This window comes from Rhizobium sp. R339, from assembly GCF_002211395.1.
Classification (GTDB): domain Bacteria; phylum Pseudomonadota; class Alphaproteobacteria; order Rhizobiales; family Rhizobiaceae; genus Rhizobium.
In genome coordinates this window covers 81,570-95,552 of the sequence record NZ_LOKV01000008.1, presented here as the reverse complement: position 1 = coordinate 95,552, position 13,983 = coordinate 81,570, and the positions used below count along the sequence as shown (strand labels likewise).

Sequence of the window (13,983 nt, the reverse complement as noted above, 5' to 3'; positions counted from 1 at the left end):
GGGTTTCACGACCAACGAGGCGGGAACGATGTTTGAACAACATACCGAGGGTACAGGCAGCGAATACGCGAGGATCTTCCGGCTGCTGTCGGCAGCCAAGGAGGAGGCTGAAAAACTTCAGCTGCGTAATCTGATGCACCTGACGAACATGGCGCTGCTGCAGGTCGTCATCGATTGGGACGGCATCGATCCCGACAGGGAACTTGACGTCAATCTCGAGAAGCTGCTCGGCAGCAAGGCCAAGATCGCAATGAAGGATGCCAGCGAGAATCTGATCCTGATCGATCGCCATTAAACCCGATCAATGGACATTGATCCGATCGATGGAAATTCATCGATCAACGGCAATTGATCCCGATTGATTCTCAAGCGGTCCGTTGAGGTCGCGTGAAAGGCAGATTATTCGGCCGCGTCACCTTCCATCTGTTCGGTATTGGCGATCGCCTGGACGAGCTTGAGGATCTTCTTGCGAAGAGCTTCGTTCTTGATCGAGAAAAACGCCGCGTTGAGAAGCACGCCTTCGCGCGAGATAATGAATTCCTCGCTGGGAGCCGGATTATCATTGGCTGTATCAGGAGCGGACAGATCGTCGAAGAACGTTCTGACATCGACCTTCAGAGCGCCGGCGATTTCGACCAGCATACTGGCGGAAACACGGTTGGAGCCCTTTTCGTATTTCTGGATCTGTTGGAACGTGACGCCCACACGTTCGCCCAGTTCCGTCTGGGAAACCTTCCTCAGCAGACGCTGTATACGGATCGTCTTTCCGACGTGAACATCCACTGCATGCGGTTCTTCTTTCATTTCTTTTCCCTCCTGAGGACAGTGGACATGAGGTTATTCGTCATATCCCTGCCTGACAACTTTTACCCGAGATGAATAAAGCTCGCAATTGCTTGGTTGTAAGTCGTCCCAAACCGAAACAACGGCGCGCTTCATTCTATCATCAGCAAAAAACATGCCAAAGTAGCACTTTTGTGGGATACGTCATTTTGAGGATCTAAGGTAAAAGTGTGTAGAGGTGCTACGCGACAACCAAGCGATAGAGCACTTCCGTGATTTGAGGAAAAAGCGGAACGCTCTCATTCCTCAACCCTGGAAGCCACAGACATACGCAACGATTTCTCCAGCAACGCGCGAAGCGTTGCCGGGAACTGCGTAAATGGAAGATTAAAGCGCGTCACGCAAAAGTGTGTGCGGTTGTACTATAACGATACGCGGCGACCGAATCCGACGAGCGCGACCTGTTTCAAAGCGCCCAGAGGCGCTGGGCGTTGGCGAAAAGCAGCTTGGAACGCTCCGCCTCGCTGCTGAGGGAGAGCACCGCATGGGTCGCAGCCACCCACGTGGAAAGACCGCCGCCGAGCGTGCAGACCGGCCAGTCACTGCCCCACACGACACGATCCCAGCCGAAGCTTGCGATGACATGCTCGATATAGGGCCTCAGCGTCTGAGCCGCCCATATCTCGGCGTCGGCATAGGCGACGACGCCGGACACCTTGCAGACGACGTTCGGCCGACGGGCAATCTCGGATATGCCGGCCTTCCAGGGTTCAAAGGCATCCGAGCGGATATCGGGCACGCCGCAATGGTCGAGCACGAACTGCACATCGGGCGCAAGATCGATCAGCGCGGTCACGCGGCCCGCCTGATGTGGCAACGTGCAGAGATCGAAGGTGAGGCCGCTGCCGCCGATGCGCCGGATGTTTTCACGGAAGAGGGCGCCTTCGGAGACATCGTCAGGGACGACATGCAGCACGCGGCGAAACCCCTTGACGAAGGGATCGGCCTTTTGTCGTTCGAGATAGGCGGCAAAGCCCTTCTCTTCCGGCCGGCAGGAGACGATGGCGCCGGCAATCAAACTGCCCTCGCGCGCCGCGATGCTCCTGACATGATCGGTCTCGGCCTGCATGGCGGCAGGATCGACATCGACCTCCATGTGCAGCACTTTGGTGATGCCGCAGCGCCGGGCCTCGGTCGCATAGGTCTCATAGAGGAAATCGTGGTCGAGAGCGGGCACATTTGAGAGCCACGGATAGGGCAGCGCCGACCGGTCGATGATGTGCAGATGGGTATCGATGAGCACGCTCTTCTCCTCCAGGAGTGTGTTGCCGCAACCTATCCTCGGTGAATGGATTGTTCAAATAAAAATTCCCGACCCTCAGGCAGGGTTGGCGACGTCGGCGCCGGCGAGCAGCGAGAGCTGGGCGGCGGTCTTCTGCACCAGTGCGATCGTCTGGCTGATATCGGGTGCCGAAGGCGCATTCACGAGCGCGATGAACGGGCAGGTGAGGGCGGCGATGCAACGCCGGTCCGGCCCGAGAACGGGGGCCGAGAGATTGTAGACGCCTGCCGTCTGGGCGCTCGCCATCATCTCATAGCCGCGCTCGCGGATCTGGTCGAGACGGTCGTAGAATTCGGCGCCGAGCTCGATGTCGGCACGGCTGCGCACGTGCTCCGAGATCATCATCTCCCGCTCCTCGTCACTGCGGAAGGCGAGCAGCACATGGCCCGAGCCGGTGTCGAACAGGCTGATATGGGCGCCGATGCGGATCGAGAATCCCCAGTAATCAGGCGCCTCCTGCTGGGCGATGACGACGGCAGCGCCGCGATCGAAGACGGCGAGATGATTGGCCTGGCGCGTGCGCTGGGCGAGTTCGCGCATCAGCGGCGTGGCATAAGAGGCGAGCCGGCGCACCGGCGCGTGCAGCTGGGCGAGGCCGAACAGTTTCAGCGTCAGTGAATAGCGATCGCCGTCGAGCCGGGTAACGTAGCCGCGGCGCACCAGGCGGTCGAGCATGCGGTAGAATTCATTCGGGCTGCGATCGAGCCGCTTGGCGATCTCCGCCTGGGTGAGGCCGCTGTCGACACCGGCGAGCAGCTCCAATATATCGAGGCCCTTGTCGAGGGCAGGAGCGCGATAGCGGTCGGACTCGTCGGTCTCCATTCCTTCCTCCTGTGAATATTGCTCTGCATATACGCAGAACCGCGGCCGGAAAAGGAAAACTTCGCACTTGACCCTGGGGCCATCGTCTGTTTGTCTATAAACAGACAAATCATGGCTGAAGACAAGCCGCCACCCGAACGCAAGATGGCAATGCTGCGCGCAGCTTGCCAGAACCCGGTCGAAGCGCGCAAAGAAAGCGAACGATAGACGGTGACCGCGAGCTGTTCCATCATGGCCGAACTTTCACCGGAGACATCGCCGCATCCATCGTCCAGCGCAGACACATCAAGAAAAGGCCCGTAACATGACAGACAGACTTTCCGGCAAAACCGTTCTCATCACCGCCGCCGGCCAGGGTATCGGCCGGGCGACGGCGGCAGCCTTTGCCGCGGCCGGCGCCAAGGTCCACGCGACTGATATCAATACCGATGCGCTTGCCACCCTTGCGGCGGAAACCGGCGTTTCCACGCATAAGCTGAACGTGCTCGACGGGGATGCGGTCAAAGCCCTCGTCGCCGAAATCGGCGCCGTCGACGTGCTGTTCAACTGCGCCGGCTTCGTCCATGCGGGCTCGATCCTCGAAATGCCGGATTCCGATCTCGAATTCGCCTTCGATCTCAACGTCAAGGCCATGATCCGCACCATCCGCGCGGTACTGCCGGGGATGCTGGAGCGCAAGGACGGGGCGATCATCAACATGGCTTCCGTCGCCTCCAGCATCAAGGGCGTGCCGAACCGCTTCGCCTATGGCGTCACCAAGGCGGCGGTCATCGGGCTCACCAAGGCTGTGGCGGCCGATTACGTCGCCCACGGCATCCGCTGCAACGCCATCTGCCCCGGCACGGTGGAAAGCCCGTCGCTGCAGGATCGCATGCGCGCGCAGGGCGATTACGACACAGCGCGCGCCGCCTTCATCGCGCGCCAGCCGATGGGCCGGCTCGGCTCGCCGGAGGAGATCGCCGATCTCGCCGTCTATCTCGCCGGCGCGACCTATACTTCGGGCCAGGCGATCGCCATCGACGGCGGCTGGACGATCTGACCCCGCGCGACGGTGCCGCCGGCACACCGCCGGGCGCACCGGCTGCTCATGAAATCGGGCCCATCACGGAGGAAACACCATGACCCGCATCACCGATCTCCGCGTCTTCGACCTCCGCTTTCCCACCTCGCAAAGCCTCGACGGCTCCGATGCGATGAACCCCGATCCCGATTATTCGGCAGCCTACGTCATTCTCGATACGGATGCGCCCGATCTTGCCGGCCACGGCCTGACCTTCACCATCGGCCGCGGCAACGACATCTGCTGCATGGCGATCGAAGCGATGCGCCACCTGGTCGTCGGCACCGACCTGGCCGAGGTTCTCGCCCATCCCGGCAAATTCTGGCGGCATTTGACGAGCGACAGCCAATTGCGCTGGATCGGCCCGGAAAAGGGCGCCATTCATCTCGCGACCGGCGCTGTCGTCAATGCCGTCTGGGATCTGCTCGCCAAGCAGGCCGGCAAGCCCGTCTGGCGGCTCGTCGCCGAAATGTCGCCGGAAGAGATCGCTGATATCGTCGACTACCGCTATCTCACGGACGTGCTGACGCGCGATGAAGCGATCGCCATTCTGAAGAAAGCGGAAGCCGGCAAGGCGGAGCGCATTGCCGTCCTCGAAAAGGAGGGTTACGCCTGCTATACGACCTCGGCCGGCTGGCTGGGTTATGAAGACGAGAAGCTGCGCCGCCTTTGCCGGGAGGCGATCGACGCCGGCTTCAACCATATCAAGATGAAGGTCGGCCGCGACCTCGACGACGATATCCGCCGCCTCAGAATCGCGCGCGAGGTGATCGGTCCCGATCGTTACCTGATGATCGACGCCAACCAGGTCTGGGATGTCGGGCAGGCGATCGACTGGGTCAAGGCGCTTTCATCAGCCAAACCTTTCTTCATCGAGGAACCGACCAGCCCGGACGATGTCGCCGGCCATCGCAAGATCCGCCAGGCGATCGCGCCGGTGAAGGTCGCGACCGGTGAAATGTGCCAGAACCGCATCATGTTCAAGCAGTTCATCGCCGAGGGCGCGATCGATATCGTGCAGATCGATTCCTGCCGCATGGGCGGACTGAACGAGGTTCTCTCCGTGCTGCTGATCGCCGCGAAGTTCGGCCTGCCCGTCTGGCCGCATGCCGGCGGCGTCGGCCTCTGCGAATATGTTCAGCACCTGTCGATGATCGATTACATCGCCGTATCGGGCACCAAGGACGGCCGCGTCATCGAATATGTCGATCATCTCCACGAACATTTCGTCGATCCCTGCCGCATCGAAAACGCCGCCTATATGCCGCCCACGCTGCCGGGCTTCTCCATCGAGATGAAACCGGCCTCGATCAGCAACTATACGTTTCGCGGATAGGAAACGTCATCGAAACTGACGTATCCGCCACCGTCCGCATGTTCATTTTTTAAGTTTCCATAGTCTTTCCCGCCGGCGACAGGCCTCCAAATTGATAGGTCTGCTCCAATTCTCTTGGAGACGGCGAAGCTTGCTTTTTTTAGCAGTCAGGAATATTTTCAAACTGTGAATGCGCAGGGGGCCGGCATCAGCAGGCCAGCAAATTTTATTGAACAGAAACAATAGAATGTTTGCGATCGCGCCATGCCGAAGTTTCACGACGTCAAGAGACTGTGCGCTTATCTGCTGACGGCTGCGGCAATACTGCTGTCAGTTGGCATCGCGCATGGCGCCGTCACCGGGGAGAGCAGCCGGCGCGTCGCCCTCGTGATCGGCAACTCGGTCTATAAGACGCTGCCCTCGCTTCCCAATCCCGCCAATGATGTTGAAGAGGTCGCCAATACACTGCGCGCGGCCGGCTTCGACGTGACGATCGGCGTCAATGTCGACCGTATCGGGCTCGAAGATACGGTGCGCCGCTTCCTGCGCTCGACCAGCAATGCCGAGGCCGGCCTCATCTATTATTCGGGCCACGGCATCCAGGTAGGCGGGCAGAATTTCATCGTGCCGATCGATGCCACCCTGGAGACGCCTTATGACGTCGAGACCCAGACCATGCCGCTCGACCTCATTCTGAATCACCTCAAGCAGAATTCGCGGGTGCAGCTGATCTTCCTCGATGCCTGCCGCAACAATCCGTTCAACGCGCAGAAATTCTGGATGGCCGAGAAGCTGGAACCGGTCGGCGCCACGCGCGGGCTTGCGCGCATCGACAGCGATCTCGGCAGCCTGATCGCCTTTTCGACCGAACCGGGACAGGTGGCGCTCGACGGCGAGGGGGCGCTCAGCCCCTATTCCGAATCCTTCATCAAGCGCGCCAGCGAGCCCAACAAGGAAATCCGCCAGGTTCTGACCGATGTGCGCCGCGATGTCATCGCCATGACCAACGGCAAGCAGGTGCCCTGGGAAAACTCCTCCTTGATGGACAGCTTCTATTTCATTCCTGCGCCGCCGCCGCCGAGCGTCGAGCCGATGCAGCAGGCGAGCGTGCCGGAGGGCGCCGCCGCCACACCGCTGATGATCGCGCCGCCGCATGACGAGACCGGCTCGGCACTGCTCGTCACGATCAACCAGCTTCCCCAGACCGGCAAGCTCAGCTTCGACGGCAAGCCGGTCGAGCAGGGCGCGAAGCTTCCCGCCGCGGCGCTGACGGCGCTGACCTATGATTCATCAGGCGTCGCCGCCGGCACCGTCGGCCTGATCGGTTATACCGTCAGCGACCCTTACGGCCAGGCGACGCAGGGTGTGGTGGCAATCACCGTCTCGGCCGATGCCGGCGCCAAGCTCGCCCAGCTGGAACAGGAGAAACAGACACGGCTTGCCGATGCCGGCGCCTATCTGAAAGAACTGCCGCGCGACATCGATACGACGATCGGCGTCGGTCCCGTCAAGGCGAACCTGCCTGAAGTGCCGGCTTCGGCCGCGGAAATGACCTTCAAGGTCGCAGCCCTTCCCGACAAGGGCACGCTGCGCGCCGGAGACCGGGTGATCGGGCTCGGCCATGTGCTTGAGGCGACTGATGTCCCGGCGCTTTCCTACGAGCCGCAGATCGGCACGGAAAACCAGACCTTCACTGTCACGCTGCAGGCCGCCAACGACAACCTGCCGCCCGCGACCGTCACCTTCAAGCCGGCACTCGACGCCTGCGACAGCGCAGCCGCAGCGCCGCTCGACCTGCAAGGCGTCACCGCGGGCAAACTGCCGAACGAGATCGATCCGAGCGTGGCCGTGCCTGCCTGCACGGAGGCGATGAAGACCTATCCCGAGGTCGCACGCTTCGTCTATCAGCTCGGCCGCGCCCAGCTCGCCAACCGCGAGACGAAGACGGCCTTCGCGACAATCAAGAAGGCGATGGATGCCGGGCATGTCAGGGCGATCGACCAGCTTTCCAGCTTGTACATCATCGGCGCGTCTGTACCGGCCAACCCCGCGAAAGCGAATGAAATCGTACAAGCAGGGGCCAAGAAGAACGACCCCTACGCTTTATACACATACGGCAAAAGCCTCTTCTATGGGCGGGGCGTCAAGGCCGATCCTCAGCAGGGCCTGAAGCTGATGCTGCAATCGGCGGACCTCGGACATACTTTTGCGATGAACGAGCTCGGCTACATCTTCCTTAATGGAGTCAATGTTCCCGCCGATCCGCAGCGCGGCATTCGTTTCTATGAAGCCGGCCTTGCACGGAATGATATCTATTCGATGAATAATCTCGCGCTGGTGTACCGGTCGGGAAAGACCGTGCCTCAGGATCTCGGCAAGGCGCTGGAGCTTTTCACCAAAGCAGCAGAAGGCGGCCAACCGTTTGCCCCCACCAACCTCGGACGTATGTACAGGGACGGCATCGGCGTTGCCGCCGACAAGGCGGCTGCGGTGAAGTGGCTGGAGATGGGAGCGGAACGAGGGGACTATTGGGGGGCGCTCGATCGCGCCAGACTGGCAAAAGACGAGGTCGAAGACCCAGAGAGCGTAGCAATTGCGGCGCGCTATTTCGCACTCGCGGCTGCCGTCAACAAGCCGAGGACCGGTGATGCGAAGAACCAGGCGCTGGCGGAACTCAACTCACTGCCAAGCGCGGCGAAGAAGAAGGCGGAGGAAGCCTTCAACGCCGAGTTGACTGCTCAGGAACGAAAAGCGTTGCCGAAAACCAAGTCGCTCGACGCGAGGCTCGTAGAACTCGCCAAGGCGACCTGGGTGAAACGAAATCCGAGGTTTGATCTCTTCTGAAACGGCGATCCGGGAGCGCCCTATATGACCAGCAAACTCATCATCCGCGTGCTTATGTGCTCGACATTCATGGCCGGCTCCGGAGCAATCCTGCAGAGCTGTATTTTCGACCCGGGCGCAAGAACACTGTTTGCCAGTGAAGAGCCGGCTAGGAGCGCCACGCCTACAAGGAAAACCACGCCCGCCATCAAACGAGTGGCCAACAACAGCAATGAACCGGCTTTCGCCCGATCCGACAATGGTGCCGGTGGGAATTCCAGCTCCGGCTCCAGCTCGGGCTCCAGCTCTGGCGGCGGCATGGGCGGCGGCTCTGACTCTGGCGGTTCGGACAGCGACGGCCCCAGTGGGGGATGGGACGGTTCAGATCGCCGCTTGAAGACGCAAATTCGGCGCATCGGCACCTCGCCCTCCGGCATTCCAGTCTACGCATTCCGCTATATCTGGGGTGGCCCACTTTTCGTCGGCACAATGGCTCAGGACCTGCTTTTGATCCGGCCTGATGCGGTCACGCGGACTGCCTCCGACTACTATATGGTGAATTACACGGGTCTCGATATCGCGATGGTGTCTTTAGAAGAAGGTATTTCGTTGGCTACTCCAGCAGCTAGCGCGATAGCGGTAGCGCTCTCGGTTAACGCGGCAAGCTGCCGTCCGCAGGCAAAATCCGTATCTTCGGAAGATTTCGTTCCGTCGCCAGTATGATCGAGAAGACGGTCGGCTGGACGCTACAAGACTCCCGTAACAGGGAGTCTTTACTCCTCATCAGGCTATTGCTCTGTTAGGCCGCTCCCGCTCAGCCATCCAGCCCTCTGAAGCGTACCGGCTGGTAGCCGCGCATCAGAAGATTGCCGAGCGAATAGGTGTTGCGGCAGACGCGGCCCTTGCAGGCGTTCGGCGAGGCCTCCATGACCTCCACCTTCTTGTCGTCCGTGAAGCGCATGAACAGCAGGACATGCGAGCCAGGCTTGTTCAGCGCGTCGCCCGGCCGCAGAGACCAGGGGTCGGAGAGGCGCTTGGTAATTCCCGGAATGGCGCGGGTCGATACATGCATCTTCAGCCCCCAGGCGTCGCTGACGAAGCCGGAGCAGTCGACGCCGAGAATGTTGGATTGCGGCGCGCTCTTGGTGCAGACATTGCCGGCGGTCTGGCCGTTTTCCACGCCGCTCACGAAAGCCTCGAGCGGCGTCTTGCAGCCCCAGCAGTAAGGGACGCCCTTCACCGTCTGGCCGCGTTTGCCGATCAGGTAGATCGGGCGGCGCAGCCGGTTCATGTTGGCGCAGCCCGGCCCGGGATCCCGGCCATAGGCGGCCGGCGTCACCAGCCAGTTCAAGGTTTCGAAGCCGATGGCGCGCTCGATGACGTCGCCTCGCGATTTCGGCACGATCGCCACTTTCGGCGTCTTGCCCGGCTTGCCCGTATTCAGCGGCTTGGCGGGCCTGGCGACGGCGAGCCTGCGCCCGGGATCGCGGCCGTCGAGCCTCAGCACCTGCGCCCGGCTTTCCTGCGAGCGGAGAAAGAGCACGTCGCCGCGCGGACCGATCGCAACGAACCGTCTTGAAAACACCGTGCCGGGTTCGATCGGCAGGTCGTAGACGCGGTCCATCATCCCGTTCGGCGTGAAGCGCACCACCAGCATGCCGGTGCGTTCCGGCCGGTCGGCGGGCACGAGTTCGACCAGCGCATAGGGCCTGCCCGTGGTATCGATGTCGAGAAGCTCTACCGTGCCGATCCGCCCTTCGGAGGCGAGCTGCAGCGAGAGGAAATTCTCTTCCGAGCTGCTGCGCCGAAGCAAGATTTCCGCCTTGTCGTTTGCAGCCGAGACCTCCGCGACGATATCACCGAGCCCACGGCTCGGCACATATTGAATGATCGGCGGCCGGGCCTCGGGCCGGCTGGTGCTGCGGCCGATCTCGTCGATGATGCTGTTCAGCGGGCCTGGCGGCACCGAGCCCATGGAGGCGAAGACCGAACGCGTATAATCGTCGGCATCGCCGCCGTCGACGGCGCGCAGCGTCTGCGACCGGCCGTCGGCAGCGGTGGAGCGCTGAAGCGGCACGACGCCATCCGACCAGAGATAGAGTTCGTTATGGACGACGGCGAGATCCTCCGGCGCGGCATTCTCCGGCAGCGGCAGGATCTCGGGATCAGCCTGCGAGCGCTCGGCGTCGATGGCGAGCACGCGGCCGTTGTTCTGATCGAGGATGTAGATGGTGCCGTCGTCGCCGACGGTGATCGCCGCCGGCCCGGATGCCTCCACTTCCTCGCTGGCGGAAATGATGCCGACCGAGCGGGCGCCATCGCCGCTGCGAAGCTCGATCATCACAGTGTCTTTGGCAAAACCTGGCGAGGCGACCGCGAGTGCTGCGGCAAGCAGAATATGCGACCCGAAACTACGCATTGCCTCGACCCCCGAAAGACCGTCAAGTCTTTAAAATGTTAGGATAGATGCGCCTCCTCAGCAAGCCGTTGCTTTCCAAACGATTTGGAGATCTGCGCCGGCGATAGTACAAGATCAGGATCTCAAAGATTTGCTGCCAGGGAATGTTCATGCTGGACTGGAACGGTGACGAACTCGCGCTCGATGTCAGCCTGCTGGAGCAGGTGCGCGCCGCGAGGATAGGTTTCTCCGACCGCGTCTGTGCGGCCTCGGCCAGCACGGACGAGAAACACCTGGCCCAGCTGCGCTCGGAGCCGACCTATCTGATGGCCGAGTTCCTTTATTCGATGAAGGTCTTCGGTATCAACACAGCCGAGGACATCGAACGCTTCGCCGATCTGCACAACGACTATGTGGTTTCGCTCACCCGCGATCCGGCCAAGCTGCAGCGCCTGGGCCTTTCGCAGGACCGCGCGCTCGCTTCGATGTTCACCGCCGACACCAAGCCGCGGTTGATCCAGAACTGGGCGGAAAAGGCAGGCGCGATCGACCAGTCCAACCTTGCCCGTTTCCTCGTCGCCGTGATGTCGAGTGAGACCTGCCGCAAGACGCTGATCGATTTCGAGACGGCGGGATTCATGCAGCGCAAGCGCTCGCCCTATGGCACCATGGTCGTCTGGTCGACCGGCAAGATCGAGGAAATCTTCGGCGAGATGCTGCGCAATCTTCGCCTCGGCCTGCAGCAAATGAAGATCCTCTGAGCCCGCGGCCAGTCGATTTCCACCCTCCCAATCGTTTGGCGGCGATCGCCGTTGCCTTCCTGCCGGCCTCTTCCTATTGTCGTGCTGCCTGCGCTATCGTGAAACGTTGATGATGGATTTGACGACGATGACGAAATCCCGGCTCATAACCCTGTCGATCGGCCTTCTGCTGGCGCTGCAGATCCCTGAGCTCGGCTTTGCCGGGCCGGTCGAGGATGCGCTTGCGGCGCGAAACCCTTCGCTTGCAGCGCTGCGTCAGCATGACGAAAAAGCCTTTACCGCCGCCGTCGCGATCATCGCCGAACACGAACGCGCCCAAGGGCTGACGCCGGGCGAAGGCAAGCTGCCGGATGCGACGTCGCCGGGACGCGACATGGGCTCAGGCCCCGGTAAGGAATTCACGGCCGACAATCCGGACATTCTCTGGCTCTACAATTCCTCGCCCGAGGGAATGAGCGACCTGATCTCGATCTTGAAATCGGCCGGGCAGAAGCCGAAGAACTAAGCACCGATCCCAAGTCCAGAAGGACTATATCAGCCGATATATTGGCGATGCCGAGTCTTGCTCACGTCTTTGCCGCGACGGTTTCTTCGCGCCTCCAAACAATTTGTAACCCTCCCTCAAGCAAGACGGGCTAAGCCATCCCAATTTCGCCGGTCAGTGCTATTCTCATCTTCAACACAGTGTGAGATTGTTCGAAGGGGGAGGTTCCGATGCTGAGCCGTAAAGCCATCCTAGCCGCAGCCACATGTCTTTCGCTCTTTTCGATGGTTCCCGCCGTCGAAGCGCAGAACGAACGCACACTCAGCGAAGCGCCGGCCCAGAGCGGACCCGTCAGCATCACCTTCGATCGCGCGGAGGCCAAATATGCCATCGGTGAAGTCGTCGGCCTCTTCATCCAATCGAGCGAGAACGCCTATGTCACGGTGCTGAACGTCTCGCCGAACGGCTCCGTCGTGAAGCTTTTCCCGAACAAGTATCAGACCGATGCCCTCGTCGCTGCCGGCAAGCGGGTGCAGGTGCCAGATCCCGCAAGCGGCGCCAGGCTGCAGGTTTCCGGCCCGGTCGGCCAGGAGCAGATCAAGGTTTTCTATTCCTCAAAGCCGCTGACCATCTTCGCCGATCTCGGCGGCAGCGGCAGCGGCATGTTCCGCTCGATCGACGGCGGCATGGAAGCCGTTTCCCGTAGCCTGGAAGAGGCCCGCAGCCTCGGCACGAAGATCAGCAGCAAGACGCTGACACTGACCACGGTCGACAGCATGGGCGCCGTTCCGCCCGTAGCCGCCGCGCCGGCAAAGCCAACTCCCGAGGCCCAACCCGCACCGGTCGAACAGGCTGCAAAGCCGCCCGTTACCCCGACGAAACCCAAGGCTGCGCCGAAGCCGAAGCCTGTCGTGAAGCAGGACGTGGCCAAGAAGCCGGAGCCGGTGATCGAAAAGCCGAAGAAGCCGGCCCCGAAACCTGTCGAGCAGGCGACCTCGCAGCCGCCGAAGAAATACAAGATCGTCACCAACCTGGCCCCCGGCCAGGAGCTTGCCGCCGATGAGCTGGAGCTGATCGGCCCCGCCACCGGCAGCACGTCCAACAGGCCGAAGCAGTCATCGCAATCCTATCAATCGTCCCAGTCATCCCAGACGAAGATGCCGAAACTGCCGATGCCGCAGATCAAGATGCCGCAATTCAAGCTTCCCGGCGGTTTCGGCATCAAGATGCCGCAGATAAATCTCGGCCGCTCGGCTGAGCCGCAGGCCGCCAGCGAAGGCGAAGAGATCGAGGTGGCCAATGCCGATACGCCCGTTTGCAACGCGCTTCTCGACAAGCTGAACGCCGCCGTCGCCGCCAAGGATATCAATGCCGCCGCGACCGAAGCCGATGCGATCGCGGTCAGCGCCGATTGCGGCCAGTTCCAGATTAATGCCCAGCGCCGCGTCGCCGCGCTGCGGCTTGCCGCAGCCCAGGAAATGATGGCCGCCGACAAGCCGGTCGCCGATTACGAGCCGCTGCTAGTGGCCGCCGACAGCCCGCAGGTGCTGTGGCAGGCTTCCGCCACGCTCGGCGAGATCTATTTCTCCGCACGCCGCTTTGCCGATGCCGCCGCCGATTACCAGCAGGCGATCGAGATCATCAAGAACGAGACCCGCACGCCGAAGGCGCCGCCGGCCGAGACGATCTCCGATCTCATCCAGCGCGCCGCCCAGGCCCGCATCCTTGCCGCCAATCCGACGAGCGACAATCCTAAGGGCAGCTTCGTGCCGGCCGAGAAGGATCACCGCAGCGGCGTGCTCGGCGGCATCTATTCCGAGAATGTGCGCGGCATCGTGCCGGTATCCATCCCGGTCCCGATCACCTTCGATTTCGACAAATCGACCTTCACCTCGATCGGCACGGAGGCTGCCCAGGAATTGCTGGAAGCGCTGAAGGAGCAAAATCCTGGCCGCATCATACTGATCGGCCATACCGACCGGCGCGGCGGCGACGAGTATAACCAGAAGCTCTCCCAGCGCCGCGCCCAGGCCGTCGCCGATTTCCTGAAGAAAAACGGCATCGACGCGACGATCGACGCCGAAGGCCGCGGCTCCTCCGAGCCGGTGGACGTGACCGCGACCGCCAACCTCACTGAAGACGATATCGACGCGCTGAACCGCCGCGTCGAATGGCGCCGCGAGTAGCCGGGCGAG

General features: G+C 61.7%; 12 protein-coding genes. 8 read left to right on the top strand and 4 right to left on the bottom strand.

The features are described 5' to 3' along the window. Positions 1-28 precede the first annotated feature (28 nt). Positions 29-295: a hypothetical protein gene (locus ATY76_RS11985; protein ID WP_088674978.1), complete on the top strand. Its 267-nt coding sequence runs from the start codon at positions 29-31 to the stop codon at positions 293-295. Between the two features lie 104 nt (positions 296-399). Here the strand turns inward: ATY76_RS11985 and ATY76_RS11980 are convergent, their stop codons facing one another. The 3 genes from ATY76_RS11980 to ATY76_RS11970 form a co-directional block, all read right to left on the bottom strand. After that, positions 400-804: a helix-turn-helix transcriptional regulator gene (locus tag ATY76_RS11980; RefSeq protein ID WP_088674977.1), complete on the bottom strand. Its 405-nt coding sequence runs from the start codon at positions 802-804 to the stop codon at positions 400-402. A gap of 445 nt (positions 805-1,249) precedes the next feature. Next, positions 1,250-2,086: an amidohydrolase gene (locus ATY76_RS11975; RefSeq protein WP_088674976.1), complete on the bottom strand. Its 837-nt coding sequence runs from the start codon at positions 2,084-2,086 to the stop codon at positions 1,250-1,252. 75 nt (positions 2,087-2,161) lie between these two features. After that, positions 2,162-2,947, bottom strand: coding sequence for an IclR family transcriptional regulator (locus ATY76_RS11970; RefSeq protein WP_088674975.1), 786 nt, complete (start codon positions 2,945-2,947; stop codon positions 2,162-2,164). A 304-nt stretch (positions 2,948-3,251) separates the two neighbouring features. On the opposite strand from ATY76_RS11970, the gene ATY76_RS11965 reads away from it, so the two are divergent. From ATY76_RS11965 to ATY76_RS34120, 4 genes are all read left to right on the top strand, one after another. After that, positions 3,252-3,986, top strand: coding sequence for an SDR family oxidoreductase (locus tag ATY76_RS11965; RefSeq protein ID WP_088674974.1), 735 nt, complete (start codon positions 3,252-3,254; stop codon positions 3,984-3,986). Positions 3,987-4,065: 79 nt separating this feature from the next. Continuing rightward, the gene (locus ATY76_RS11960; protein WP_088674973.1) at positions 4,066-5,343 is read left to right on the top strand and encodes an L-fuconate dehydratase; all 1,278 of its coding nucleotides are present in this window, start codon (positions 4,066-4,068) and stop codon (positions 5,341-5,343) included. A gap of 243 nt (positions 5,344-5,586) precedes the next feature. Next, complete coding sequence (locus ATY76_RS11955; RefSeq protein ID WP_088674972.1) at positions 5,587-8,166, top strand: caspase family protein; 2,580 nt, start codon at positions 5,587-5,589, stop codon at positions 8,164-8,166. A 24-nt stretch (positions 8,167-8,190) separates the two neighbouring features. Further along, positions 8,191-8,868 (top strand): tail fiber domain-containing protein, encoded by a 678-nt coding sequence (locus tag ATY76_RS34120; RefSeq protein WP_245309812.1) that lies wholly within the window; start codon positions 8,191-8,193, stop codon positions 8,866-8,868. 91 nt (positions 8,869-8,959) lie between these two features. Here the strand turns inward: ATY76_RS34120 and ATY76_RS11940 are convergent, their stop codons facing one another. Then, positions 8,960-10,564 carry a hypothetical protein gene (locus ATY76_RS11940; protein WP_088674970.1) on the bottom strand — a complete coding sequence of 535 codons (1,605 nt, stop codon included), beginning with the start codon at positions 10,562-10,564 and terminating at the stop codon, positions 8,960-8,962. A gap of 149 nt (positions 10,565-10,713) precedes the next feature. On the opposite strand from ATY76_RS11940, the gene ATY76_RS11935 reads away from it, so the two are divergent. The 3 genes from ATY76_RS11935 (at position 10,714) to ATY76_RS11925 (ending at position 13,974) form a co-directional block, all read left to right on the top strand. Next, positions 10,714-11,304 (top strand): hypothetical protein, encoded by a 591-nt coding sequence (locus tag ATY76_RS11935; RefSeq protein WP_088675042.1) that lies wholly within the window; start codon positions 10,714-10,716, stop codon positions 11,302-11,304. Positions 11,305-11,431: 127 nt separating this feature from the next. Further along, entirely contained in the window at positions 11,432-11,809 is a 378-nt protein-coding gene (locus tag ATY76_RS11930) for a hypothetical protein (protein WP_088675041.1), read from the top strand. A 209-nt stretch (positions 11,810-12,018) separates the two neighbouring features. After that, a complete protein-coding gene (locus ATY76_RS11925) occupies positions 12,019-13,974 on the top strand; it encodes a DUF4384 domain-containing protein (RefSeq protein WP_088674969.1) in 1,956 nt (651 codons plus the stop codon). The last annotated feature ends 9 nt before the right edge of the window (positions 13,975-13,983 follow it).

Coding starts and splice junctions, on each gene's coding strand:
- ATY76_RS11970 (WP_088674975.1), bottom strand. CDS start 2,947: ATGGAGACCGACGAGTCCGACCGCTATCGCGCTCCTGCCCTCGACAAG.
- ATY76_RS11985 (WP_088674978.1), top strand. CDS start 29: ATGTTTGAACAACATACCGAGGGTACAGGCAGCGAATACGCGAGGATC.
- ATY76_RS34120 (WP_245309812.1), top strand. CDS start 8,191: ATGACCAGCAAACTCATCATCCGCGTGCTTATGTGCTCGACATTCATG.
- ATY76_RS11935 (WP_088675042.1), top strand. CDS start 10,714: ATGCTGGACTGGAACGGTGACGAACTCGCGCTCGATGTCAGCCTGCTG.
- ATY76_RS11925 (WP_088674969.1), top strand. CDS start 12,019: ATGCTGAGCCGTAAAGCCATCCTAGCCGCAGCCACATGTCTTTCGCTC.
- ATY76_RS11960 (WP_088674973.1), top strand. CDS start 4,066: ATGACCCGCATCACCGATCTCCGCGTCTTCGACCTCCGCTTTCCCACC.
- ATY76_RS11980 (WP_088674977.1), bottom strand. CDS start 804: ATGAAAGAAGAACCGCATGCAGTGGATGTTCACGTCGGAAAGACGATC.
- ATY76_RS11940 (WP_088674970.1), bottom strand. CDS start 10,564: ATGCGTAGTTTCGGGTCGCATATTCTGCTTGCCGCAGCACTCGCGGTC.
- ATY76_RS11965 (WP_088674974.1), top strand. CDS start 3,252: ATGACAGACAGACTTTCCGGCAAAACCGTTCTCATCACCGCCGCCGGC.
- ATY76_RS11930 (WP_088675041.1), top strand. CDS start 11,432: ATGACGAAATCCCGGCTCATAACCCTGTCGATCGGCCTTCTGCTGGCG.
- ATY76_RS11955 (WP_088674972.1), top strand. CDS start 5,587: ATGCCGAAGTTTCACGACGTCAAGAGACTGTGCGCTTATCTGCTGACG.